The sequence below is a fragment of the Arthrobacter sp. genome (genome assembly GCF_031179985.1).
Lineage (GTDB): Bacteria > Actinomycetota > Actinomycetes > Actinomycetales > Micrococcaceae > Arthrobacter.
The window spans coordinates 5,155-28,555 of the sequence record NZ_JAPSHJ010000036.1; the positions used below are offsets into that span (position 1 = coordinate 5,155).

At 62.4% G+C, this 23,401-nt stretch carries 24 protein-coding genes; 6 read left to right on the top strand and 18 right to left on the bottom strand.

What is annotated here, in order from left to right; translation table 11 throughout:
• Positions 1-749 (top strand): winged helix DNA-binding domain-containing protein (locus RIN13_RS14960; protein WP_309108135.1); only part of this gene is annotated, 749 nt, incomplete at its 5' end.
• Positions 750-1,249: 500 nt separating this feature from the next.
• Here RIN13_RS14960 and asd read toward each other — a convergent pair.
• The 13 genes from asd to RIN13_RS15025 form a co-directional block, all read right to left on the bottom strand.
• On the bottom strand, positions 1,250-2,380 hold the full coding sequence (gene asd, locus RIN13_RS14965) for an aspartate-semialdehyde dehydrogenase (protein ID WP_309108136.1): 1,131 nt from the start codon (positions 2,378-2,380) through the stop codon (positions 1,250-1,252).
• A gap of 168 nt (positions 2,381-2,548) precedes the next feature.
• The gene (locus RIN13_RS14970) at positions 2,549-2,950 is read right to left on the bottom strand and encodes a hypothetical protein (protein ID WP_309108137.1); all 402 of its coding nucleotides are present in this window, start codon (positions 2,948-2,950) and stop codon (positions 2,549-2,551) included.
• Entirely contained in the window at positions 2,934-3,590 is a 657-nt protein-coding gene (locus tag RIN13_RS14975; RefSeq protein ID WP_309108138.1) for a hypothetical protein, read from the bottom strand. The genes RIN13_RS14970 and RIN13_RS14975 overlap by 17 nt, the downstream gene beginning before the upstream one ends.
• A gap of 9 nt (positions 3,591-3,599) precedes the next feature.
• On the bottom strand, positions 3,600-4,700 hold the full coding sequence (locus tag RIN13_RS14980) for a WXG100 family type VII secretion target (RefSeq protein ID WP_309108139.1): 1,101 nt from the start codon (positions 4,698-4,700) through the stop codon (positions 3,600-3,602).
• 143 nt (positions 4,701-4,843) lie between these two features.
• Positions 4,844-5,062, bottom strand: coding sequence for an NF038396 family protein (locus RIN13_RS14985; RefSeq protein ID WP_309108140.1), 219 nt, complete (start codon positions 5,060-5,062; stop codon positions 4,844-4,846).
• 2 nt (positions 5,063-5,064) lie between these two features.
• A complete protein-coding gene (locus RIN13_RS14990; protein WP_309108141.1) occupies positions 5,065-5,658 on the bottom strand; it encodes a dihydrofolate reductase in 594 nt (197 codons plus the stop codon).
• Positions 5,655-6,458 carry a thymidylate synthase gene (locus tag RIN13_RS14995; RefSeq protein ID WP_309108142.1) on the bottom strand — a complete coding sequence of 268 codons (804 nt, stop codon included), beginning with the start codon at positions 6,456-6,458 and terminating at the stop codon, positions 5,655-5,657. The genes RIN13_RS14990 and RIN13_RS14995 overlap by 4 nt, the downstream gene beginning before the upstream one ends.
• Positions 6,459-6,467: 9 nt before the next feature.
• The gene (locus RIN13_RS15000; protein WP_309108143.1) at positions 6,468-6,857 is read right to left on the bottom strand and encodes a GntR family transcriptional regulator; all 390 of its coding nucleotides are present in this window, start codon (positions 6,855-6,857) and stop codon (positions 6,468-6,470) included.
• On the bottom strand, positions 6,854-8,530 hold the full coding sequence (locus tag RIN13_RS15005) for a hypothetical protein (protein ID WP_309108144.1): 1,677 nt from the start codon (positions 8,528-8,530) through the stop codon (positions 6,854-6,856). The genes RIN13_RS15000 and RIN13_RS15005 overlap by 4 nt, the downstream gene beginning before the upstream one ends.
• A 98-nt stretch (positions 8,531-8,628) precedes the next feature.
• Positions 8,629-9,675, bottom strand: a complete 1,047-nt coding sequence (locus tag RIN13_RS15010; protein WP_309108145.1) for an NUDIX hydrolase — start codon at positions 9,673-9,675, stop codon at positions 8,629-8,631.
• Positions 9,627-11,876 carry an RNA degradosome polyphosphate kinase gene (locus RIN13_RS15015; protein WP_309108146.1) on the bottom strand — a complete coding sequence of 750 codons (2,250 nt, stop codon included), beginning with the start codon at positions 11,874-11,876 and terminating at the stop codon, positions 9,627-9,629. The genes RIN13_RS15010 and RIN13_RS15015 overlap by 49 nt, the downstream gene beginning before the upstream one ends.
• Before the next feature lie 104 nt (positions 11,877-11,980).
• Positions 11,981-12,991 carry a mycothiol synthase gene (mshD, locus tag RIN13_RS15020; RefSeq protein WP_309108147.1) on the bottom strand — a complete coding sequence of 337 codons (1,011 nt, stop codon included), beginning with the start codon at positions 12,989-12,991 and terminating at the stop codon, positions 11,981-11,983.
• A gap of 269 nt (positions 12,992-13,260) precedes the next feature.
• Positions 13,261-13,959, bottom strand: coding sequence for a response regulator transcription factor (locus tag RIN13_RS15025; protein ID WP_309108148.1), 699 nt, complete (start codon positions 13,957-13,959; stop codon positions 13,261-13,263).
• 387 nt (positions 13,960-14,346) lie between these two features.
• Here RIN13_RS15025 and RIN13_RS15030 point away from each other — a divergent pair, with 387 nt between their 5' ends.
• From RIN13_RS15030 to RIN13_RS15045, 4 genes are all read left to right on the top strand, one after another.
• Positions 14,347-15,081 (top strand): permease, encoded by a 735-nt coding sequence (locus RIN13_RS15030; protein ID WP_309108149.1) that lies wholly within the window; start codon positions 14,347-14,349, stop codon positions 15,079-15,081.
• Positions 15,082-15,259: 178 nt separating this feature from the next.
• Entirely contained in the window at positions 15,260-15,874 is a 615-nt protein-coding gene (locus RIN13_RS15035; RefSeq protein WP_247041898.1) for an FABP family protein, read from the top strand.
• 50 nt (positions 15,875-15,924) lie between these two features.
• A complete protein-coding gene (locus RIN13_RS15040; protein WP_309108150.1) occupies positions 15,925-17,007 on the top strand; it encodes a glycine cleavage T C-terminal barrel domain-containing protein in 1,083 nt (360 codons plus the stop codon).
• Positions 17,004-17,426: an ankyrin repeat domain-containing protein gene (locus tag RIN13_RS15045; RefSeq protein WP_309108151.1), complete on the top strand. Its 423-nt coding sequence runs from the start codon at positions 17,004-17,006 to the stop codon at positions 17,424-17,426. The genes RIN13_RS15040 and RIN13_RS15045 overlap by 4 nt, the downstream gene beginning before the upstream one ends.
• A gap of 74 nt (positions 17,427-17,500) precedes the next feature.
• On the opposite strand, the gene RIN13_RS15050 is transcribed toward RIN13_RS15045, so the two are convergent.
• From RIN13_RS15050 to RIN13_RS15070, 5 genes are all read right to left on the bottom strand, one after another.
• The gene (locus tag RIN13_RS15050) at positions 17,501-18,229 is read right to left on the bottom strand and encodes a GNAT family N-acetyltransferase (protein ID WP_309108152.1); all 729 of its coding nucleotides are present in this window, start codon (positions 18,227-18,229) and stop codon (positions 17,501-17,503) included.
• Positions 18,230-18,317: 88 nt separating this feature from the next.
• Positions 18,318-19,343 carry an ATP-dependent 6-phosphofructokinase gene (locus tag RIN13_RS15055; protein WP_309108153.1) on the bottom strand — a complete coding sequence of 342 codons (1,026 nt, stop codon included), beginning with the start codon at positions 19,341-19,343 and terminating at the stop codon, positions 18,318-18,320.
• A 152-nt stretch (positions 19,344-19,495) separates the two neighbouring features.
• On the bottom strand, positions 19,496-19,753 hold the full coding sequence (locus RIN13_RS15060; protein ID WP_309108154.1) for a PspC domain-containing protein: 258 nt from the start codon (positions 19,751-19,753) through the stop codon (positions 19,496-19,498).
• Between the two features lie 3 nt (positions 19,754-19,756).
• Positions 19,757-20,059 carry a hypothetical protein gene (locus tag RIN13_RS15065; RefSeq protein ID WP_309108155.1) on the bottom strand — a complete coding sequence of 101 codons (303 nt, stop codon included), beginning with the start codon at positions 20,057-20,059 and terminating at the stop codon, positions 19,757-19,759.
• Position 20,060: 1 nt separating this feature from the next.
• Positions 20,061-21,782: a PspC domain-containing protein gene (locus tag RIN13_RS15070; RefSeq protein WP_309108156.1), complete on the bottom strand. Its 1,722-nt coding sequence runs from the start codon at positions 21,780-21,782 to the stop codon at positions 20,061-20,063.
• A gap of 125 nt (positions 21,783-21,907) precedes the next feature.
• Between RIN13_RS15070 and RIN13_RS15075 the strand changes: the two genes are divergently transcribed.
• On the top strand, positions 21,908-23,398 hold the full coding sequence (locus RIN13_RS15075) for a PspC domain-containing protein (RefSeq protein ID WP_309108157.1): 1,491 nt from the start codon (positions 21,908-21,910) through the stop codon (positions 23,396-23,398).
• The last annotated feature ends 3 nt before the right edge of the window (positions 23,399-23,401 follow it).

The window sequence follows — 23,401 nt, forward strand, 5'->3', positions numbered from 1 at the left end:
GGGACATCAAACTGTGCCGTGACGTTGCCTTGGAGATCCTGACGGGAGGAAAGACCGCTACCCGGCAGGAGATGTTCGGGGCTTTCGAGGCTGCGGGTCAGGTAACCAAGGAGCAGCGCGGAGTCCATCTGCTGGGCCTGCTGTGTCAAACCGCGTCGATCGTCCTCGGTCCCTTGGCAGGAAACCAGCAGAAGTTTGCTGCGTTCGATGAGTGGATCCCCGAGTCGCGGAGCCTGGAACGCGAGGAGGGCATTGCCGAGTGGGTTCTTCGTTACATGCGCAGCCACGGGCCTGCCACTGAACGTGACTTTTCCTGGTGGTCAGGCATCCCTCTTACCGAGGTCCGCCAGGGGTTGGGCTCGGCCGGGTCTGAGCTGGTCAAGCTGGTGTTTGAGGGGACCACTTACTGGCTCTCACGTTCCACGGCGGAACTGCTCGACGTCGGCGTACCCGGCGGGCGTTCGGTTCAGGCCCTCCCCGCCTTTGACGAGTTCCTCCTCGGATACACCAACCGCAGCCTGGTCCTTCCCTCGGAGCATGCCGACAAGATCGTCCCCGGCGGCAACGGTGTGTTCAAGAAAATCATCGTGTCCGGGGGTGCCGTGGTGGGGACATGGGGCGTGCAGGGGAGTGGTAGGGCTGCCGCCGTCGTGCCAATAACCTTCGACGAGGCCAAGCCTATGGGCTCCGCCGCAGCAGCAGGTTTCCGCAAGGCCGGGGAACGCTACCTGACGTTCCTCGCCGGCTGAGGGCTGGGGGAGGCTTCACCGGCCCTGCCCCGCCCAACCGGCTCTGGGCAGCTACGGCCTTGTGAGTTAGGGCCGGTCGTAGGGCAAGGAGAAGCGCAGGAGCAAGAGCCGGAACTGCTGACTTCTCCACATATGACCGATGAGTGCTATCGATACAAGGATTAATGCATCCAGCCTTGAAACATGAATCCCCACAAGCTGACCACGGTCATTGACTCGCGCTGGCCAGCACATTCGGTCGCCTCCACTCACCAACTCGCTCAGGCTGAACTGGGTGATCGCGTCCTGACTCTCGGGGTGCGGTCCGGTGTGCTGCTTCGTCTGCGCCGCGGTGCGTATGTGCGATCGCCAGGGCTCAGAAATGGTCGGTTGGCTAACCCACGCAAAGACGGCCCTGCCCCACTGGAGCGGCCCGGGAAGGGGCAGTTCAAGCGGGGCAGGGCCGTGATTGCGGTGAGCGGGGTGCTGGTGAGCGGGGTGAAGCGAAGAGAAGTGCGGGACTACAGGGTGCCGGTGGCGATCTTCAGCATGCGGCGCAGCGGTTCGGCCGCACCCCAGAGGAGCTGATCGCCAACGGTGAAGGCACTGATGTACTCCGGGCCCATCTCGAGCTTGCGGATTCGGCCGACGGGGATGTCCAGCGTGCCCGATGCAGCCACCGGGGTGAGGCTCGCCATGGAGTCTTCCTTGGTGTTCGGCACCACCTTGGCCCACTCGTTGTCCGCAGCCAGGATGCTTTCAATCTCAGCTACGGAGAGGTCTTCCCGGAGCTTGAGGGTCAGGGCTTGGGAGTGCGAGCGCATGGCGCCGATCCGGATGCACAGGCCGTCCATCATGATGTGGTTCTCGGCGGAGGTGCCGAGGATCTTGTTGGTCTCCACGCCCGCCTTCCACTCTTCCTTTGACTGGCCGTTGCCCAGGTCAGCGTCAATCCAAGGGATCAGCGAGCCGGCCAGCGGAACACCGAACTGGGTGGCGTCGATGTCGCTCCGCTGGTGGGCCAGGACCTTGCGGTCGATGTCCAGGATGGCCGACGCCGGGTCGTCCAGTTCCGTGGTGACCTCGGCATTGAGCGTGCCGAACTGGCTGAGCAGCTCGCGCATATGCCGCGCACCGCCGCCGGAGGCAGCCTGGTACGTCATGGACGTGCCCCACTCGACGAGGCCGTTCTTGAACAGGCCACCGAGGCCCATCAGCATGCAGGACACGGTGCAGTTGCCGCCGATGAAGTCCTTGGTACCGTTCACCAGGCCCTTGTCGATGACGTCGCGGTTGATCGGGTCGAGCACGATGATCGAGTCATCGCTCATACGCAGGGTGGAGGCGGCGTCGATCCACAGGCCGTCCCAGCCGCGGCTGCGCAGCTCGGTGTGGACGCGTTTGGTGTAATCGCCGCCTTGTGCGGTGACAATAATGGGCAGCTTAGCCAGCGTGTCGACGTCGAACGCGTCCTCGAGCTTGCCTGAGCCTTCTGCGAAAGAAGGCGCGGCACCTCCTGCATTCGAGGTGGAGAAGAACACCGGGTTGATGTTGGCGAAGTCGCCCTCGTCCTGCATGCGCTGCATGAGGACGGAACCGACCATGCCGCGCCATCCGACCAGGCCGACGGAAGGGGTAGCTGCTGTAGTCATTCGTCCAGTTTAGACTTCGGAACGCGCATGGCGCAGTCGGTTACGTCACTATGCGCGCGGAGCACGACGTCGGTACTCGCCGCATGCCCCTAGGGGTTGTTCCCTCTTCACCAACAGCATTGGGAGCAGCACCTATGAGGTCAGGAACAACAGCCCTGTCATGGGGTCCTATTCAACAGGCCGCGGCAGATTACGGGCCCTCCGCAGCTTCTCGGCCTTGCGTTCCTTGAAGTAGCTTGACCAACCGGCGAGGAGGGGAATGAGGATCAGCAGGTACATCCACCAGATCTCGCGCAGGATGTGCCACTGATCAGTCAGGGCCATCTGCAAGATTCCGTACAGCATCCCGCCAAAAGCCAGGCTGATCAGGACTGCGAGGAACAGCAAGCCCGCTGAGCTGTTAACGGGCTTAACCAGGCTGACACCATCGTCCTTGCGGACGCCGTACTCCTCAGACGTATAACCCACCAGCTCACCATTTTCGGCGCGGCGGTGGATCAGCTGTTGGTCGGAGGACCGGGACTGCTCGTAGCCTGGATCCTGGGGGACTCCCTTACTGCGCCTGGCCACGGGAGTTCGCAATCGCTGCCAGCAGCCCGGCGTCGTCCAGGACCATGGTTTCGGCGACCTCGTCCTTGTCGAAATCCGGGATGCCGGTGGTCCAAGTATCGTTCTCACACCGAATCAGCAGGTGCTGTTCGGAGTCCATTGTCTTGAAGACGAGGTAGGCGGAGCCGCCATGATTTTGCTGTACATGTTGCTGCACCACCCGAAGTGTAGCTTCCGCCGACGTGATGCTGGGGTCCTGGGCAAATACGAACCAGGTGCCGAGCAGCCGGGGTTGAAGCATCAGCGATACGCCGGGTGCTTCCAGGAGAGCGACGTTGTCCATGGTCTCACCCGTCAGCAGCGCGATCTCCGTCCAACGGGTCGCGCTGCCGAAGGCAGTGGCTACTGCGGCTGCGACACCGGTCACTCCCAGCTGCCCGTTATCATCAACGGTGGCCATATCTCGCGCCAGGAGCGATGATGCGCCGGCCGTGGATAGGGTGACATCGTCGACCATTTCCTCGGCGCGGAAAACGCTGACGGTTCTGTTTCGCGCCGGACCTTCAAAAACGTTCAGAAGATAGGCAAACTCGCCCACGCCGAAGCCGATGACATCTACGCCGAGGCGAGGCTCTTGCTGGGTCTGGTCCTGAATAGTCATGCTTCTCTCCTAATCGCCGATCCCGAAGAACTTGCCTACGGACTTGCCAGCATCCACCAGATTGTCTTTCGTGTCGCTAACGAATTTTCCGGGATCCTGCACGGCGTTTGCTATGCCTTCGCCAATGTTCTTCCCGACGCTGCTGATGGTGTCCCAGTTTTCGTAGATGGCAACTCCAACACTGGCGACCTGACAGACAGTCCCGGCGGGCGGTGGCAGGAAACATCCAACCCCGAGGCCAGCTTTGAGGGCGCCCCCCACGCCGCCCTTGATATCGCCGTTGGCGAAGGCGTTGACCGAGTCGATCGCGCTGAAGCCGACACCGGCCCAGCCCAGCCCGCGTGCGAGGCCACTCTTACCCAGCCATTCCAGCTTGGTACCCGCACCGATCAAGGGCTTTTCCTCCAGCAACGGGGCGAGCCTGGAAAGTCCGGGGTGCTGGTGCAGGTTCTTCAGCGAGGCAAGGTCTGTTGCTTTATCGATGATGCCGATTCCGCGGTTTGCTTTCGAGGAGTTGCTCAGAAGGCCCTCAAGCGCTGCCGTCCCTTTTGTGGTCTGCAGCAAATGGCGGGTATCAAAAACGGGGCCTCCGAGCCGGTGCAGGCCTCTTGACAGCAACGCCTGAGCTGCCTCCGCCCGATGGTTCTTAAGTACCCAGCCGTACTGCCCTACATGCTTGGCCAGGGTAAGTGGAGCTTTGATGAACTTCTGAGTCGTCAGGCCTGTCCTGAGCGCACCAATGCCGCCCATGAGCACGCCACCGAGCACTGCCGGCAGCGCCCAGCCGGAACCGGCCGAACCCGAGCTACCCAGGGGCCCACCACCGGAACCGGGGGCGGCATCGCTCGCCTTCTCTTGCTGGTTAGCGTTCTCGAGGAGCTTTTTGGATTCCTCCTTGAGACGGTCGGCGGCTCGCTGCAGGAGAGCATGGTGATTTCCGTTCCAATCGGAGCGGAACTGGAGGGCGTCATTGCCTTTCCACGAAGTGTTGTTGTTGATCTGGCTGGTCAGCAGCGTGGATTGCTGCTGGAGGCTCTCTGAAGCCTGACCAAACTGCTGTGCGAGCGTCCGCAACTGTGCGACGTCAGCGCCCCAGAAGTTCCCAGTCATCCAAATCCCCCAAAGGTCCCGTATGGAACAGCGTGAATGCTGCCCTGCCGAACAAACTGTAGCTACTTCAAGCCGACACTGCGATGGGGCCAACTCCCCATCAGTAGCGGGGCTGGCTCCCCGTCAGGACGCCCAAACGCCACTTACGAGCCAGGATGCTCCGTAAGCAGCAACTGTTTCCGAGTCCGGATGGCATAGAAAGCGCCGAAGGCAAAGACCTGGGCCACAACAACCAGCACAATGATGCCGACGATCTTGTTTCCGCCCAGGATCATGGTCAGTCCCACGATCGCGGAGAGCAGCGCGAGCAGCGGCAGCAGCATGTAGCCCAGCACGAACAGGGTTTCTGGTTTCTTCAGCATCCCTACGCACCCTTCCGGCGCCATACGGTGAACCGGTAGCGGGTGCCGTTGGCCGCGGTCAGCCAGCCCTTTGGCGGCTCGTTGTCCGAGTTCTCCCATTCGTAACCGAGCTCGGGGGCGTAAGTGTCGCCGTCGGCCTCTGAATCGATGAAGGTGACCACGGCGACGTCGGCGATGTCCACGGACTGCGCGAAGATTTCCCCGCCGCCCAGGATCCAGACGGTACCCCCGCCGGGCACGAACTGGGACTCGAGCAGTGCGTCATCCAGGGACTTCACGACGACGGCGCCCTCCGCTTCGGGAGTGCTGCCCCAGTTTTCCTGGCGGGTTATCACGATGTTGGTGCGGCCGGGCAGCGGACGGTACTTCGCTGGGAAGGACAGCCACGTCTTGCGCCCCATGATGACCGGGTGACCTGCGGTGAGCTTCGTGAAGTGTTTCAGGTCCTCAGGAAGGTGCCACGGCATATCGCCGTCCATGCCGATCACGCCGGCCGTGGTCTGTGCCCACACCAAACCCACGCCGGTGATGCTTGCAGCCAGGTCCGCTGTGAAACCTTCCGGCGCTGCCTGCGGTTCGGAATCTTTGCTGTTCATACGGCGATCGGGGCCTTAATCGTGGGGTGGTGCTGATAGCCAACCACTTCGAAGTCGTCCAGGGTGTAGTCAAAAATGGAGGCAGGCTTGCGGTTGATCTTCAGCTGGGGATATTCATACGGTTCCCGGGCGAGCTGCTTCAGGACCTGGTCCATGTGATTCTCGTAGATGTGCACGTCGCCGCCGGTCCAGACAAATTCCCCCGGCTCCAGTCCTACCTGCTGTGCCAACATGCACGTAAGCAGGGCATAGGACGCTATGTTGAAGGGAACACCCAGGAAGGTATCTGCTGAACGCTGGTAAAGCTGGCAGGAGAGCTTCCCGTCAGCCACATAGAACTGGAAGAACGCGTGGCACGGGGGCAGCGCCATGTCCTGGAGTTCGGCAACATTCCAAGCGGAAACGATGTGCCGGCGGGAGTCGGGGTTGGCCTTCAGGTTTTCCACGAGCTCGGCGATCTGGTCGATGTGCCCGCCGTCCGGAGTGGGCCAGCTGCGCCACTGGACGCCGTAAACGGGGCCGAGTTCGCCGTCGGCATCTGCCCATTCGTTCCAGATGGTGACGCCCTGGTCCTGCATCCACTTCACGTTGGTTTCGCCGCGCAGGAACCACAGCAGCTCCACCGCCACTGACTTGAAGTGGACCCTCTTGGTGGTGATCAGGGGGAAGCTTTTGGTGAGGTTAAAGCGCATCTGGCGGCCGAATACGCTGCGCGTACCTGTGCCGGTCCGGTCTGATTTGTGGGTGCCATGTTCCAGCACGTCACGCAGGAGGTCTTCATAGGGCGTTGGAATGCTCACGGTTCCAGTCTACTGACGCTCACCAAGACGTTCTGCCAGGAGCCGAAGCAGTGTGTCGTTCGCCAGCCCGGCCTTGCGGCCCTCGGCTATGTAATGTTCGACGGCGGCAGTCACCGTCTCTGCTGTCTCAACGGAGCCCGGGGCCGAGACGGCAGGCATGCCGACGACGACAGTCCCGTTCCGTCGTCGCGTCTCGATCAGGCCGGCTTGCTCAAGCTCCTTGTACGCCCTGGCGACGGTTCCGGCCGCGAGGCCGAGGTCCGCGGCGAGACCACGCACTGCCGGCAGTCTGGTTCCCGACTCAAGGGCGCCGAGGGCGATGAGGGAGGAAATCTGTACCCTGATCTGTTCATAGGGAGGGGTGGCGGAACTTAAATTGACGGAGATGTCGACGGTCACGTAACGCTGTCCATCTCAGTTTCAAGAACACGGCTGCGGGGTGAGGTGCGGGCCGGGATCAGGGCGATGAATACAGTACACACAGCCAGAAACACGCCGGCTCCTGTAAGAAGCTCGTGGAAGCCTGGAAGGCTGGCGGGGCTGATGCGAAATCCCGAGGCGACTGCTTCCTGTTCGAAGAGAAGCAGAACGGCGGCCTCCGCCGAGAAGAAGGCTGCGAGAGTGCGGGCAGTCCGAACGTAGGCGATGCTGCGATATGTTGCGTCGGGCCCAGCCGCATTCCTGATCCCGGGCCGTGTCCTGATGTTTTTGAGCACCTGGAGGCTGGCCGCAACGACGACGCCGGCGTACGCACCGCTCTCAATCCAACCAGAACCTGTCCCCAGGCGCATTTCGCCGGAGGCGGCGACAGCCAGGATATACAGAAACAGAAGACACGTCGTGACTGCGGTCGTGGCGAGAGCAGGGCTGACTGCTCTTACCGGCAAGCCCCTGGGGAGCCCGGCATCCGTGTAATTGCGCGCCAGTAGAACTTCTCCCGCAGCAATCACCCCTAGGACCGCTAACGCAGAGAGTGCAACAAACACCATAGGACTGAACGGAATCCCGTGGGCCTCCCTGGCTTCGACAAACAGTCCTGAAAACAACCAGCCCACGATGAGGGGGAGGGCTGCGGCCGCGGCGAGCAACGGAGCGAGCGAACCCACGAACCTTGCCGCGGGATGGTGGTTGCTGATTCTCTGGCCTTGCCCGCCCGTAGGTTCCTGCTTGTCATCAGCTGCCTCTTCGTGAGCAAGCTGCGGAGGTCGCCAACCCCACATCATTAGTAGCACGGCGAGGTTGACGATGCCTGCGTAGTTCATCCCACCGAACGGTGCGAGGGTCCCGGGAGGTACGTTCGTTGCAAAGTTCCCTGCGATGGCGCCCAGGCCCGAGGCCACGCTTGCTGCTGTCCGAAGCAGGCGGTTTATGGCGATGGAGCGAAGGCACCGGTTGTCCGCATCAGACAGTCCTTCAAGTTGTCGGCGTCTCGTGATGAGAAGCAACACCAGTACTGTCCCAACGGCCAGGACCAGGAGTGCACCGCCGAGGCAGGCGGCAAGGTCCACGCCGCTGATCCTGCCGGGCTGCCCCGGCTGAGTCAGATATCCATCAGCTGTTTGGATGCGTTCCACGGCAGGAAAGGCAGGTAAACCTGCGGCCCAGGCGACGAAACAGGCAGAGAAAACAAAGACCCCGATCGTCACCCAAGCGAGCTTGCCGGGCACAAGATCTCTGAGTCGTCTCACCGAGAGGCTGGCCCGGCGGTGCGTCCCTTTATGCCCCGGATAACTGATCTGTCCGATCGCATGGATCAGTAGGCAGCCCAGGACAGGCCATGACAGCAGCGCTGCGATTTCGCCGGGCGTGTCCGACGAACCGTACGCAGATCCCGGGGCGAGCGTACCGGCGTTTGCTGCTCCTTGAAGGCTGCTGGCCATCCAGCCCAAGACACCTACCCACCTTGCATGCTTTGCAGCCGAAGCAGGAGAGGCTGCGCCAGCAGTCCACACGCCCCATCTCAGCAAGAGGTAGACGAGGACAGCCAGAAGGAACGGCCATAACAGCACCATGGGTGGAAGAGTGACGGCAATCGGCATGGTTCCCCCAAGGTTCAGCACTTGTATCAGCACTTTGTATCAAATACTTGATACAAAGTGTCAGTGACAAACGCCAGGGGGTCAAGTCATGATTTTGCCGGTTTGAGGAGTCGTCTTACGGAAGGCGTGGGTCAGTCGTCGAAAGGCCTGAACTTCTCCACAGCGACAATCCTGCTGCGGTCTCCGCGGGACACGTGGCACACAAGGATTTCCCCAGGGGCCAAGTACGGATCTTTGGAAGGTAAGAGCGTACGAAGGCCTGCATTCATGTGATGGCCCAGCTGCATGAAGACGGTGGGCAGTGCCGGCCGGTGCGTGCACAACAACGTGGCCCGCTGTTTGTCCAACAGGGACTCGACGACGGCGGCCGTCTTCTGCGGACTCCGGGCATGCTTGTGCTCGGTCAGCGCCTCAATCACCTTGACCTTTGCATCCATGGACTTTGCGTAGGGCGCCACAGTAGCAACACATCGAAGCCACGGACTGGTGCTGATGCGCAAGGGCTTCCATGCCATCAGCAGCCGGCGGACTGCCTGGGCCTGCCTGAGTCCGGTGGCCGCCAAGGGCCGATCGCCTTCAGCTTTGCTCCAGGACGAACGCGGCTTTGCCTTGGCATGGCGAAGGATCACCAGTGGCCACGTATCCAGCGCATTGCGTTCGTGGGCCGCTACAAGTTCTTCCAGCGGACCCACATCACTGGGGTTGCTTAGCAGCCCGGCGGCCTTGTCCGGGGAACACCACATGACGCTGTCCACTTCTTTGCCGTCAGGACGAAGCGTGGCGCCGTCGACGTTGACCGCCCAGTAGTGCACCACTTTCAGCCCCGCCGAGACGTGGTAGTGGATGGGCGGAAGTGGAATGCCCAGGGCTGCCTTGAGCCCTATCTCCTCCTCGACTTCCCTGATGGCACATTCAGGTACGGTCTCGCCGTCGTCGATCTTGCCCTTCGGCCAGGACCAATCGTCGTAGCGGGGGCGGTGGATCAGGAGGACTTCCAAGCCGTCCTTGGTGAGGCGCCAAGGAATAGCGCCGGCCGCCGTAACCGCAATCGGTTCCCCGGGGTGGTCGGTTTGGTCGGCAACGGGAGTATCAAGGTCAGCAATCGGAGAATCGCTTTTCAACCCGGTGCCTATCGTCGGCTCGCCGACCGCTGGCGGGAACGCGAAGCCAGAAGCCATGACTGTACGTCCTCCAGGTGCCTGCCGTCCTCCGCCAGATGATGCCGCGTCCATTCTCCAAGGCTGTCCAAATGCCAGCTGGAGGTTCCCGGGTCCATGTATTTGCGGAGCATGTCCAGGACGTAGGAGGTGTCGTCGCCACTCCTGAGGCGGACCAACGCTTCCACCCTCCGGTCAAGGTTGCGGTGCATCATGTCCGCTGAACCTATGAACACCACGGGATCCCCGCCGTTGGCGAAGGCGAAGACGCGGGAGTGCTCCAGGAACCGGCCCAACACCGAGCGCACAATGATGTTTTCGCTCAGCCCGGGGATGCCGGGCCGGAGGGAGCAGATACCGCGGACTATGACGTCCACCTGCACCCCGGCCTGGGACGCCCGGTAGAGGGAGTCGATAATGGCTTCATCCACCATCGAGTTGACCTTGATCTGGACGCGGGCCGGGATCCCGGCCCGCGCATTGCGGATCTCAGTTTCGATTCGGTCAATCAAGCCTGACCGTACCGAACGCGGAGCCACGAGAAGGCGCTTGAACGTGGATTTCGGGGCGTAGCCGGAGAGCTGGTTGAACAGTTTGGACAAATCCTCGCCCACCTGCTCATTGGCGGTCAGGAGTCCCAGATCTTCGTAGTAACGGGCGGTACGGGGGTGGTAGTTTCCGGTACCGATGTGGCAATAGCGCCGCAGTCCATCCACTTCCTGCCGGACCACCAGCGAGAGCTTGCAGTGTGTCTTGAGGCCCACGATGCCATAAACCACGTGCACACCGGCCTGCTCGAGCTTGCGGGCCCAGGAGATGTTGGCCTGTTCGTCAAAACGGGCCTTGATCTCAACGAGCGCCAGGACCTGCTTGCCGGCTTCCGCGGCATCGATCAGGGCGTCCACAATGGGGGAGTCGCCCGACGTCCGGTACAGGGTTTGCTTGATGGCCTGCACCTTGGGGTCAGCCGCAGCCTGCTCCAGGAAGGCCTGCACCGACGTCGAGAACGAATCGTAAGGGTGGTGCAGGAGGATATCCCGGCGCCGCATGGCCGCAAAGACGTTCGCTGCCTTCGATGTCTCGGACTCGTTCAAGTGCCGGGAGGTATGCGGCACATGCTTGGGGTAATGAAGATCAGCGCGGTCAATGCCGGCAATAACGGACATACCACGGAGGTCCAGAGGCGCGGGAACCGAGTAAACCTCAGATTCATCAACTCCAAGTTCCCGGATGAGCAGGGCACGGATGTTCGGGTTGATGTCCGTGGTGACTTCAAGACGGACCGGCGGGCCGAAACGCCGGCGCAGGAGTTCCTTTTCAAGCGCCTGCAGGAGATTCTCGGCGTCGTCCTCTTCAACCTCGACGTCTTCGTTGCGGGTCACGCGGAAGGTGTGGTGCTCCAGGACCTCCATTCCGGCGAACAGCTGGTCAAGGTGGACAGCGATGACCTCTTCCAGGGCGATGAAGCGCGCAACCCGGCCCGGAATGGAACCGGCCCGCGGCCCATCGATGGAAATCAGCCGGGGCAGCTGGTCGGGCACCTTAACGCGGGCAAACAGCTCCTTGTCGCTGACCGGGTTGCGGACCACGACGGCGAGATTAAGTGAAAGCCCGGAAATGTAGGGGAAGGGGTGGGCAGGATCCACGGCCAAGGGAGTCAGGATGGGGAAGACCTTCTCCGCGAACATCGCACTGAGCTGGTCCTTGGCCTGGTCATCCAGCTCGTGCCAGTGCATGAGATGGATGTGCTCATAGGCCAGCGCAGGCCGGATCTGCTCTGCGTAGACGCGCGCATGCCGCTGCTGAAGCTCATGCGCAGCCTCGCCGATCTGTTCCAGGACCTGGACAGGGCTCAATCCGGCAGGGGATGGAACAGCCAAGCCTGTGGCGATGCGCCGCTTCAGCCCGGCCACGCGGACCATGAAAAATTCGTCCAGGTTCGACGCAAAAATTGAGAGGAAGCCAACCCGCTCAAGGAGATGGAGATCGGGGTCTTCGGCCAGCTCCAGAACGCGGGCGTTGAAGGCCAGCCAGCTGAGTTCCCGGTCAAGGAAGCGGTCCGGGCTGATGTCACCCTCAGGTTCCAGGTTCGGAGCGAATTCCGGGATGTCGATCCGGTCTTGGGTTGCGCGGGACGCCGGCACTTCTGAGGAGCCAAAGCGTGCCCGAACCGATGGCACCTTGGCTTCAGAGGTGGTGGTCCCGCCGGATTCCGGCTGCATGGTCTCTCCTTATTGCTGGCGCGGTTTAGTTTCAACCATACAAGCATTCGATTCCGCTGAGACTCATGGTTTCTATCGCCGCTCCAGTGCGTCAGTCCTGAGGCCTAGGCGGGAGGTACCGGCCCATACATGACGTCGACGTCCCAGCGTGAAAAGCCCAGGCGGCGGTACAGCGACACCGCCGGCAAATTGTCGGCGTCGGTATACAGCATCACGGCGTGCAATCCCTTCTCCTGCAGGTACCTGATGCCCGCTACGGTGAGGGCCTTACCGAGTCCCATCCCTTGGGCCTCCGGCGTAACACCAACTACGTAAACCTCGCCCATAGCAGGATGCTTCCCGCTCCGGGGATGGATTTTGGTCCAGTGGAAGCCGAGCAGTTTTCCGGTGGGGTCTTCGGCGAGAAGGAAACCGGCGGGATCGAACCAGTCCTCGGCCATCCGCGCCTCGAGGTCAGCCCGGGTCAGGTTCCCTTGCTCATGATGGTGGGAAAAGGCGGCCCTGTTGGCAGCGAGCCATGCGCCTTCATCCTGGCCTGGAACAAAAGCGCGGAGGGCTACGCGATCAGGCATAGGCGCTTCAGGCAATTCTGCAGTTGCGGTGGTGAGGCGCATCTTCCACAGCTCGCGGACGGGCCGGTAGCCGTACCTGACTGCAAGCGCCGCCGCAGCCTCATGGTTGCCATGTGACCAGGCGGTGAGTCCAGTGAAGCCGCGTTCCGATTCGAGCGTCCGAATCAACCGGTCCGCCACGCCTTGGTTGCGGTAACTCGGATGAACGGCAACTTCCAGCACACCGGAACCGTCACCTTCCTCGATCACGACGGCGAGCCCGGCCAGATCCTGTGCGCTGCTCGGCCGCGAGTCGTCGTCGACGGCGTACAAGGCGAGGGCAAGTACCGAATGCCCGGCGATATCTCCTGAACCAGCGTAGCCAGGACCGCCGGAAGGCAGAGCCCCGGGGCGCAGCGTCAGGAGCGTTTGCTCGGACAGGGGCGGATTTCCATCAGACTCCTCGGCCGCTGCTGCGAGATCCTTGAAGTCCCTGTACAGCTGAGGCTCAAGTGTGTCTTTGGCAACCAGTACCGGCCAGGTTTCAGGATGTGCGGGACTCATGAGGTAAGGCTATACGGCTTGATCGAATGCGGCTGCGGCTGTGGCTGAAGCGGAGCCAAAGTCAGGATTTTGAAGGAGTCAGCCCCGTCGGCTATAGTCGTTACTCGTCCCGCTCGCTGAATGGGATACGAGGGGGATCCACCACTGGGGTGGCCTCGATACGTTCGACCCGTATGTCCTCCACTGAAGAATGAAGAACGAACGCAAGAAGCCCCGGACTCCTGGAGTCCGGGGCTTCTTGCGTTTGGCTTTGTTGAAGGGACCCTGAATCAGGCCTCGCTGAGTTCTTCCTCCGGCAGCCGGACAAGTGTCAGACGGTAGCCGACGTTGCGCACAGTGCTGATCAGATTCTCGTGGTCGGCACCCAATTTTGCCCGCAACCGCCGCACGTGGACGTCCACTGTGCGGGTGCCGCCGTAGTAGTCGTAGCCCCACACCTCGGTGAGCAGTTGCTGGCGTGTGAACACGCGGCCCGGATGCTGCGCGAGGTACTTGAGCAGTTCAAACTCTTTGAACGTGAGGTTCAGCGGTGCGCCGTTGACCCGCGCTGTATAACTGGCTTCGTCAATCACGACGCCGGCTGCCCGGATTTCAGTCGGGGCATCCTCCTGGTCTGGAACAGCCCGTGCCACCGAAAGGCGGATTCTGGCTTCGACCTCGGCCGGTCCCGCCGATTCGAGGACGATGTCGTCCACGGCCCACGCGGATGAAACGGCAGCCATGCCGCCTTCCGTCAGAATGAGCACGAGGGGGGCGCTAAGGCCGGTGGCTTTCAGGAGCTGGGTCAGTGAACGGGCACCGACGAGGTCCTTGCGGGCGTCGAGCAGCACGATGTCACAGGGGTCAGTTTCCAGGAGCGCTGTGGGCTCGGCCGGAAGGATATGCACCCGGTGGTTGAGGAGTTCCAGGGCAGGCAGTATGTCCACCGATGAGCCGGCGCTGTTCGTCAGTAGCAGGATGTGTGACATTGTTCCTCCAAGGGGCTGTCCGCACATCATTGGGCGTCTGAACCGGGCTTGCACCGGCCGGTACTGTGCTTCCCGAAACAGGAGTGGTGAGTGACGCTGGTCTCACCAGCATTTCCCACCAGCCGTGTTCGCGGAAAGCGTAGCTGAACCTTGAGTATACCTAAACACCCCTTCGCGGACACTGAACCCGGGGAACCCCGCGTCTAATTTGCGACATATGACGTTCAGATGAGGCAGGATTGGATGGTCGGGGACCGGCAAGTCCTTCTTCACTGGGACTCCTGAAGGTGACCCAAGGTCACAGCGGCAAAAAGGACACAGCAGAATTAGGTGCGGAGTCGAGGATGAGCATGCCGAAATCGGGTAGGCAGTGAGCGGGGGTGGGTCATGAAGCCGTGGCAAATAGGCACCATTGGCCTTGTGGGCCTGGCGGCAATAGTCGTAGGCGCCTACAGCTCACCTGTTGTCCTGTTGATAGCAGCCGTCGTCCTTGCTTTGGCCGTAGGCGTCGGCTGGCCTCATTTCCTGGGTATACCGGCGCGTAAAACACTCGCAGTCCTGATCGGCCTCCCTGGGGCCGGGTCAGCGGTGGCTGCCACTTATGTACCAGCTCCTGCCTTCCTGGATTGGACACCAGCCTTCATCGCAGCCGGCGTGGTGGCCGTGTTTGTCATGCAGCTCATCCGGGGGACCGGCCAGGCCCAGCGGCTGGAGTCCGTCCTGGGATCGTGCGCCGGCGTGCTCCTCGGCTGCCTGGGTGCGGGCTGGATCGCGGCCTCCCGGTTCAATGGAGTTCGCGAAATGCTTCTCGTGGCCGCGATCAGCGCGGCGGTGGCCTTGCTGACCGGCCTTCTCCGCTGGCCTGACCGTGTTGTTGCGCCCCTTGGAATCGTCCTGGCCGGATTGGCCGGTCCGTTGGCCGGGCTCATCTTCTCCGACATCGCCGTTATTCCTGCCGCCCTGGTGGGTGTCGTCATCGGCTCGGTACTCGTCAGCTTCCGGCGGCTGGTTATACTCCGCGGAGAGGCTCTGAACGTTGCTGCGGCCATCAGCGTAGCCATCGCCCCGGTTTTAGCTGTCGGTTCCTTGGCCTACTTCATAGACAAAATACTCATCTACTAACGCGTTAGGATGGCATCATGTCCGTACTTGCATTTGAAATTTTCTTCCTCGTCCTGCTCGGCATTGCCGGCCTGGCAATGGCCTGGTTCGCCGGCTTCGTGGTTTACCGGCTCTTCAAAGGCCAGAAGTAACCACGCCTCGCGTCCAATAGTCCAGACCGCTTCCAGAGGTAGTAGCTGTGCCGATTGAGATTCCCACAGACCTGACCCCCGAACTCGTCCCGCTGTCCTGGCTCATAGGTGAGTGGGAAGGCCGCGGCCGGCTCGGCTCCGGTGACGAGGGTTCGGAGCATTTCCTCCAGCACGTCTCATTCACGCATAACGGACTGCCCTACCTGCAGTACCGGGCGGAAAGCTGGCTTGTCGACGACGACGGCGTAAAGCTCCGGCCCCTGACTGTGGAAACCGGCTTCTGGGCGCTGGAACGCAAGCAACATGACGAGGACGGCGGCCCCGGACTCGTCCCCGCGGACATCGTTCCCGTACTCAAGAGTGCCGACGAGGTTGAAGCCCTCCGCAACAAAGATGGCGGCTTCGATATTTCAGTCTCCATCTCTCATCCGGGCGGTATCTCCGAGCTTTACTACGGCCAGATCAAGGGCCCGCAGATTCAGCTCAGCACGGACATGGTCATGCGGGGCAGCCACTCAAAGGATTACAGCGCGGCCACCAGGATCTTTGGTCTTGTAGAGGGCAATCTCCTCTGGCGCTGGGATGTTGCAACGGGCGGCTCTTCGTCCACCGGAAGCGGCCTCGAGGCCCACGCTTCCGCCATCCTGAAAAAAGTCAGCTAGTTCCACCGTCCTCACGGAATACAGCCGGCGTCAAAGGACTTCTAGTACATATGACTATTAAGAGCCCCATGTTGTCGCGCCCCGGTGCTGTTGAAGCCGGAGGCGCCGACGCCGGCGTCGCCTCCCACTACGGGGAGCCGCTGCGGGAGCAAAGGGCTCTTGCCGCAGGGACCGCCGTCGTCGATCTTTCACACCGCGGTGTGGTGACAGTGACGGGTCCGGATCGCCTCAGTTGGCTCAATACACTGTCCTCGCAGGAGGTCACCAGTCTCCGTCCCGCCGAATCAAGCGAGCTGCTGTTGCTGAGCGTGCAGGGCCGGATCGAGTTTGACGCGCGGGTAGTGGATGACGGCACCACCACCTGGCTGATCGTCGAAGCCCACGAGGCCGGGCCCTTGGCGGAGTGGCTTAACCGGATGAAGTTCATGCTCCGGGTAGAAATTGCTGATGTCTCGGCCGACTGGGCCGTGGTGGCCTCCACGCGCAAGGTTGAGGAGTGGTCCGGGCGGATCATCTGGGAGGACCCCTGGCCGCACATCGGCGCCGGCGGCTACTCATATTCCGTAGTGGGTGAAGAGGCCCACCCAGGCCTGGAACGACCCTGGTTCGAATACCTGATCCCCACCGCGGAGCTGGAATCCACAATAGGTGACCGGCCGCTAGCCGGCGTTTGGGCTTCTGAGGCTTTGAGGATTGCTGCCTGGCGCCCCCGGCTTGGCGCTGAGACCGACGATAAAACCATTCCCCACGAACTGGACCTCCTGCGGACTGCGGTGCATCTCGCCAAGGGCTGCTACAAGGGCCAGGAGACCGTGGCCCGTGTGCACAACCTCGGCCATCCGCCGCGGCGTCTTGTTTTCCTTCAGCTCGACGGGTCCCAGCACACGGTGCCCGCCGTCGGGAGTCCCGTGCTCCTGGGTGAGCGCAAAGTGGGAACCGTGACGTCAGCCGTCCAGCATTATGAAATGGGCCCCATTGCCCTCGCGGTGATCAAACGGTCGGTCTCGCCCGATGAGGTGCTGACCGTCATGGATGGCGACGAACCGTATACGGCTGCCCAGGAAGTCATCGTGGCTCCCGACGCCGGCCAGGTGGTGGGCCGGCAGACGGGTTTTCTGAAGGGAACCAGATGAGCGATTATCGCGGAGAAGATTCAAACGCAGTTGAGGAGTCCGGCCCCGACGACGAGACGCTGGCTCTGGCCCACACGCTGTTCGAAGCGGCGCGCCAGGGGGAATCCGGCATGTTGCGTAGCTACCTCAATGCAGGGGCCCCGGCAACACTCACCAACGCAGCGGGAGACTCATTGTTGATGCTCGCCGCCTATCACGGCCATGCGGAGACCGTTCAGCTCCTCCTGCACCACGGTGCTGATGCCAACGCTTCCAATGACCGCGGCCAGACACCTTTGGCGGGGGCCGCCTTCAAGGGGTACACAGACGTGGCCCGTGTGCTTGTGGATGCGGGGGCTGATCCTGATGCCGGTACACCCAGCGCACGGGCAGCTGCCCAGATGTTTGCCCGCTCGGACATTCTGGCCCTGCTGGAGTAGATTCGGCCGCGCCGCGCGAGATGACAGTTAACGGCAATGTTCGCGGAGAACATTGCCGTTAACTGCCATCTCGGCTAGCCCAGGAGCACGCTGGTCTGGATGCCACCGGCCGCGAACCCAAGGCTGCGCGCAATTGCCAGGGATCCCTTATTGCTGACATCGGCGCGCCACTGCAGGGTCAGGCCTGAAGCGAGGGCCTCATGCGCAGCCACCGATGCTGCGAGCGAGCCCAGGCCTTGGCGCCTCCACGCCGGGTCCACCAAAACACCCATGTGCGCGAGGATGCCCTCCCACTCGGCGTAAGCGCCACACGCCACGGGAACGCGGTTCCCGTCGTCACCGCGCATGATCGTAAAGCGGTTCTCCAGGTCGGAAAGCCCCACTTCATTGACGTCATCAGGTGGGCAGAGACCTTCCAGCTGAATCGCTTCGTGATCGCCGCGCGAGATCGTAAGTTCCTCCGGGGCCTGAAGCAACGGGAGGTCGTCGGCGAAGAACAAGGCAGCCGCTCCCAGACCGTGACCGCCATGGGAACGCGTAATGGTCAGGAGGGTGACGTGCTGGGCAAGATCCTCATCCGGAATTCCGACGGCGGCGTCCAGCGCCCACTCCGGGCCTACTAAGGCGGAGGTACCGAAGAGGCGGACGAACTGCACGCAACGCTGGGACTCGTCGGCACGGGTGATCCGTGCCGACGGTCCTGTTCCGGCTGAACGGGCAGCGGTGAAAGCATCGTCATCAAGTCCCAGATGTCGGGCCCAGGCAAGCTGGATGATGTCGGCTGAACCGACCTCAAGTGTCATGCCTCCACCCTATCGAGCAAGGGGGCCAACTGCTGCTCGCCGCGTTCGGGGTCCTTGCTGAATAGTCGCGGCGGGAATGGCCGCGGGACTAGCCGAAAAGGACTGCCGCTTCCTCATAACGGTGCGGCGGAACCGACTTGAGATTGCCGAGCGCTGCTTCAAAACCGACGTGCACAATGTCGGTACCGTTCAAGGACACCATGGTGCCCCAGCGGTGGTCCACTACCGAGTCGATTGCCGCCATTCCCAGCCGGGTCGCCAGGACCCGGTCGAAGGCAGAGGGCACGCCGCCGCGCTGGATGTGGCCGAGCACGGTGGCGCGGGTTTCGATGCCCGTCCGTGCCTCCAGTTCCGGAGCCAGCATTTCCGCGATGCCGCCGAGCCGGGGGCGGCCGAAAGTGTCGAGGCCGCGCTCCGAGTGGGGAGTCTCCTGGCCTTCCGGGACGAATCCCTCAGCCACCACTACCAGCGGTGCGCGGCCGCGGTCGTGGGCCTCCTGCACCCACTCCGTGATCTGGTCCATGGAAGCTTTTTGTTCCGGGATCAGGATGGCGTGCGCGCCGGCGGCCATGCCTGCGTGCAGGGCGATCCACCCCACGTGCCGGCCCATGACCTCGGCGATCATGCAGCGGTGGTGGGATTCGCCGGTGGTCCGGAGCCTGTCAATAGCCTCTGTTGCGATCTGTACTGCTGTGTCGAAACCAAAGGTGTAATCGGTGGCGTCAAGATCGTTGTCAACAGTCTTGGGCACACCCACAATCCGGAGTCCCGCGTCGGTAAGGCGCTTCGCCGCAGCCAAGGTGCCCTCGCCGCCGATGGCGATGATGGCATCAATGCCCAGCCTCTTCATGTGGTCCTTGATGACCTCAGGGCCGCCGCCGTTTTCGAACGGGTTGGTGCGGGAAGTCCCCAGAATGGTTCCGCCCTGCTTGGCGATGCCGCGGACCATGGTGCGGGGGATCTCGATGATGTCGCCCTCGACAACGCCACGCCAGCCGTCCAGGAACCCCACGAATTCGTGTCCGTGGATGGCAATGCCCTTGAGAACGGCTCCACGGATGACAGCGTTCAGTCCAGGGCAGTCGCCGCCGCTGGTGAGGATTCCAATTTTCATATCTTTAGGCTCAAATCCTGGTTGAGGGTGTACAGGCAGAGCGCCACGCTGAGCTCACCTAGATTGTAGTGGGCAGTGTGGGACAGGACACAAACGGTTACAAAAACGTGCCCCCGCTCTTGGAGCGGAGGCACGTATTCTGTGGTTCCTGTCTACAGCTGCTTGTCTGCCCGCTTCTCGATGAACGACTGGAGAATGATGCTGTCCCGCTGATCCGGCAGGACCAGCCATGCGGCGACGTAGAACACAAAGGCCGGGCCCGGCAGGAGGGCGAGGAGCAGGAATGCTATCCGGACGAAGGCGACGTCCACCTTCAGCTTTGCAGCAATTCCGCCGCATACTCCGCCCAGCAACCGCTGTGGTCCGCGCCGCAGGCCCATGCCCCTGACAATGCTGAAGAATTTATCCATGGTTCAAGACTTCCCTGTTGTGGTTTCTTTGTCACGTCGGCGGGCCGACAGCAGGCCGCCGATCACCAGTGCTGCGCCTGCCCCGACCATGAGTCCGATCAGCACGTAGGTTCCGTTCAGTTGAACGATGCCAAGCTGTGCGATCACGATCAGGATGGCCAACGCCAGGACGATCAGGCCCCAGACGACAGTTCCTACGCGGACTGAGGGCTCGGGTTCGGTGGGGGAGGCACTGTCTGACGGTGTGGACGCCGATGTGGTGGAAGCATCCGGAGCAGGGTCCGGAGTTTGCTCGTAGCTGCTCATGTCAGTTTCCTTCCTGGATGGTCACGTTGCTCATGGTGCCGTCGATCTCAAGGATCAGGGGCGAACCCGGTTTGCCGGTGTTGTACGTGCTCTGCTTCGTCGTCATACCGCCATGGTGTTCAGAGCCCTCGTTGAGGTTTCCCATGGTCATGTCGGCCTCTATCTTCACCGGGACGTTGTCCGGGATGATGACGTCGACGTTACTGGCGGTGATGTCCAGTGGAATCACGACGTCGGAGGTCAAGGGGGCGGTGACATTCAGCTTGGTCAGGTCAACAGTTCCCTGCCGGCCCGTGACGTCGAAGCCTTCCCGTGCCTGCTCGATGCTGATAGGAGTCCAGTTGACCTGCTGGGAGCGGAACCTGTCACCGTTTTGAACCACATTGAAGATGCCGCCAATGATCAGGGCAACCACCGCGAAGAAACCAAGGATCCCTGAAGTCCGGCCGCGGAGTCCGGAGATCAGTATGCCCATGCCCAGGACAGCAGCAGCGCTTGCCCAGACCACGGCATTGGCTGAATTACCGAGATCGATCATGTTGCCGGCGTCGAGGGCTTTGATTCCGCCTCCCACCAGCAAGGCTGTGCCGGCCGTGATGGCGACGGCGGGAGCGCCGGGCCCGAATTTGCGCGGCTTGGCCGGCGGAGGTGTGGCTCCAGCGGGAGTCCGGAAGCCGCCGTCGTACGGGCCGCTGGGACCGAACGGTCCTCCGGGACCATAGGGTCCGTTGGGGCCCGTTGGAGGAACGGATCCCGACGGCGAAACTGGCGCCGATCCGCCTCGCCCGGAGTGCGGGCCGCCGGCCGACGTGGTTGTGCTGAACTGGCTGCTGAAGGGGGCACTGTTGGAGCCTGTGGCGGGGACACTGCCAGGGTAGGCGCCATAGGGGCCGCCACTGAATGCAGCCGCTCCGGGTGTTCCGGGATGGGCATTGGTGTTCATGGCGGGGTACCCACTCCGGTTTCTGTTCCGTTGTACCAGGAAGTAGATGAGATAGGTGATGGCGCCGATCCAGAAAACAGCCCAGATGAAGCGTCCGAAGCCGTTGTCTTCCCAGCCCCAGAATCCTGTACCCAGGCTCGGGAATCCGATGATAGTGGTTATCAGGGCGCCGGTCATGCCACCCGTCCAGCGCCCGGCGCCGGCTTCCTGGATATGGATCCGGCCGTCAGGCTCTGGCAGCAGGGCCCAGGCGATGCCGTAGAGCAGGACGCCTATGCCCGCGAACAAGGCCAGGACGATGAAGATGCCCCGGACAATAAGCGGGTCGACACCGGTCCGGTGGGCAATTCCGCTGGCAACGCCGCCGATCCAGCGGTCGCTGCCGCGGTAGACCCCGTTTCCCCGAACCCATTCGAAGAAGTTTCGTGGCTGCGCCACTGCGTACGGCGCCGGCTGGGGGTATCCAGGGGCTGCGTGACCTGGGCCTGCATATCCTGGGGTTTCATATTCCTGGGTCGGGATCCCCTGACCGGGGGTGCCCTGATCCCGGTAACCCTGTTGGAAGCCGGAATCAGTGGTTTCGGACGGTGATGCGGGGGAGTCCGGCGCTTGTGACGTGGCATCCGAAGGGGAGCCCGCTGGGGAGCTGGCAGCGGAACTGCCACCAGAGGTGGCAGGGGAATCCGCCGCGGAGGCGCCTGCGGAGTCGGACGGTGTGACTGACGGCTGATTGTTCTCAGCCGGTTGTTGATCTTCTGGATTGACGTTGTGCGGGTTCATACCTCGATCCTCCTGCCCGTGGGGTGTCCGGCTCTACTGGGGGATACCCTGAGCTGTCCCTGAGCTGCCCCCGGTTCCCACGGAAAACGGGTCCGGGGAACCCTGATCCGTGTTTGGATGGATTCATGAGTACCCCTGTCCTGCGACCGCCGCTGGTTCGCAGCGCCGACCGCGTCATAGCCGGCGTCTGCGCGGGACTCGCCATGCACTTGGGCTGGCCTGTGCGGTATCTCCGCATGGGGATGGTGGTTGCCACACTGGCTGGCGGAGCCGGACTCGTGTTCTACGCCTGGCTGTGGATCATGGTTCCGACTGCCGATGAAAGCGCCAAACGGAACGCACGCCGCCCGGCGTCGCCGATTGCTCCGGCAGTCAGCGGACCCTTGCCAGCGCAGTCAACCTGGTCAAATTCGGATATCGGGTTGCCTCCGGGCCCAATGGGTTATCGGGCACCGCCCGGATCTTCGGTTGCCTCCGCCTTCACCTGGCAGGACCCGGCAGGGGAGGCGGTCTTTACAGATCCAACGTGGCAATCAGGACTTCCCGCCGGTGTCCCGGCATCGGGGTCAGCCCAGTCAGTCTCAGGCATGGTCCGCCCAGTCAACGGTGACAGCCAAGCCTGGTTCCGATTCCGTAGGATGCCGTACGCCAAGGAAATCCTCCTCGGGATCGGGCTGCTGCTGGCGGGCGCCATTCTGATCGCCCGGCTTCTTGGCGTCGATGTGCCCTTGGGAACGCTTATCCCGGCTGCGGCGATCCTCGGCGGCGCTTCCATCGCCTGGATGCAGCTGGACGAGACCCGCCGTGCCGGAATCGTGGACAAGGCCAAGGCCAACCAGGCTGGCGGCTGGGTCAGACTTGCCGCCGGGCTGGCGCTGGTTGTGGCAGGCGTGTTGGTGATGGTCTCGGGCTCCGGCTCCTGGGAACAGACCTGGCTGGCGTTGCTCGCCTCCGTCGCCGTCCTGGGAGGAGTCGCGGTGGTGCTCCTGCCCTGGGGGCTCAAGTTCTGGCGGGACCTGGAGGCGGAAAGAGCCGGCAGAGTGCGCGCAACCGAACGGGCCGAAATCGCTGCCCACCTTCACGACTCAGTACTGCAGACCCTCGCCCTCATTCAGCGGCGGGCCGGAAACGAGCACGACGTCGTGCGGTTGGCCAGGGCACAGGAAAGGGAACTGCGCAGCTGGCTGTATCGCGACGAGGGCAAGGACATCGGCAACCTCTCGGAACGTATCAAGGCCGTGGCCGCCGAGGTGGAAGACGCACTGGGCCAAGCCGTTGAAGTGGTAAACGTGGGCGACACGGCAATGACGGAGCGCCATGAAGCACTGGTCCAGGCCAGCCGGGAAGCCATGCTGAATGCAGCCCGCCATGGTGGCGGCTCCGTTTCCGTTTACGTTGAGGCCTCGGACAAAGAGGTTGAGGTCTTTGTCAAAGACCGCGGAGCCGGCTTCGATCTTCACTCGGTGCCTGATGACCGGCTGGGTGTCCGGGAATCCATTATCGGCCGCATGAAGCGCCACGGCGGCACTGCCGTGATCAACAGTGGCCCGGAGGGCACCGAGGTACGTCTCGGACTGCCCGCCGTGGCTGCGGAACAAGGAGAAACAACGTCGTGAGCA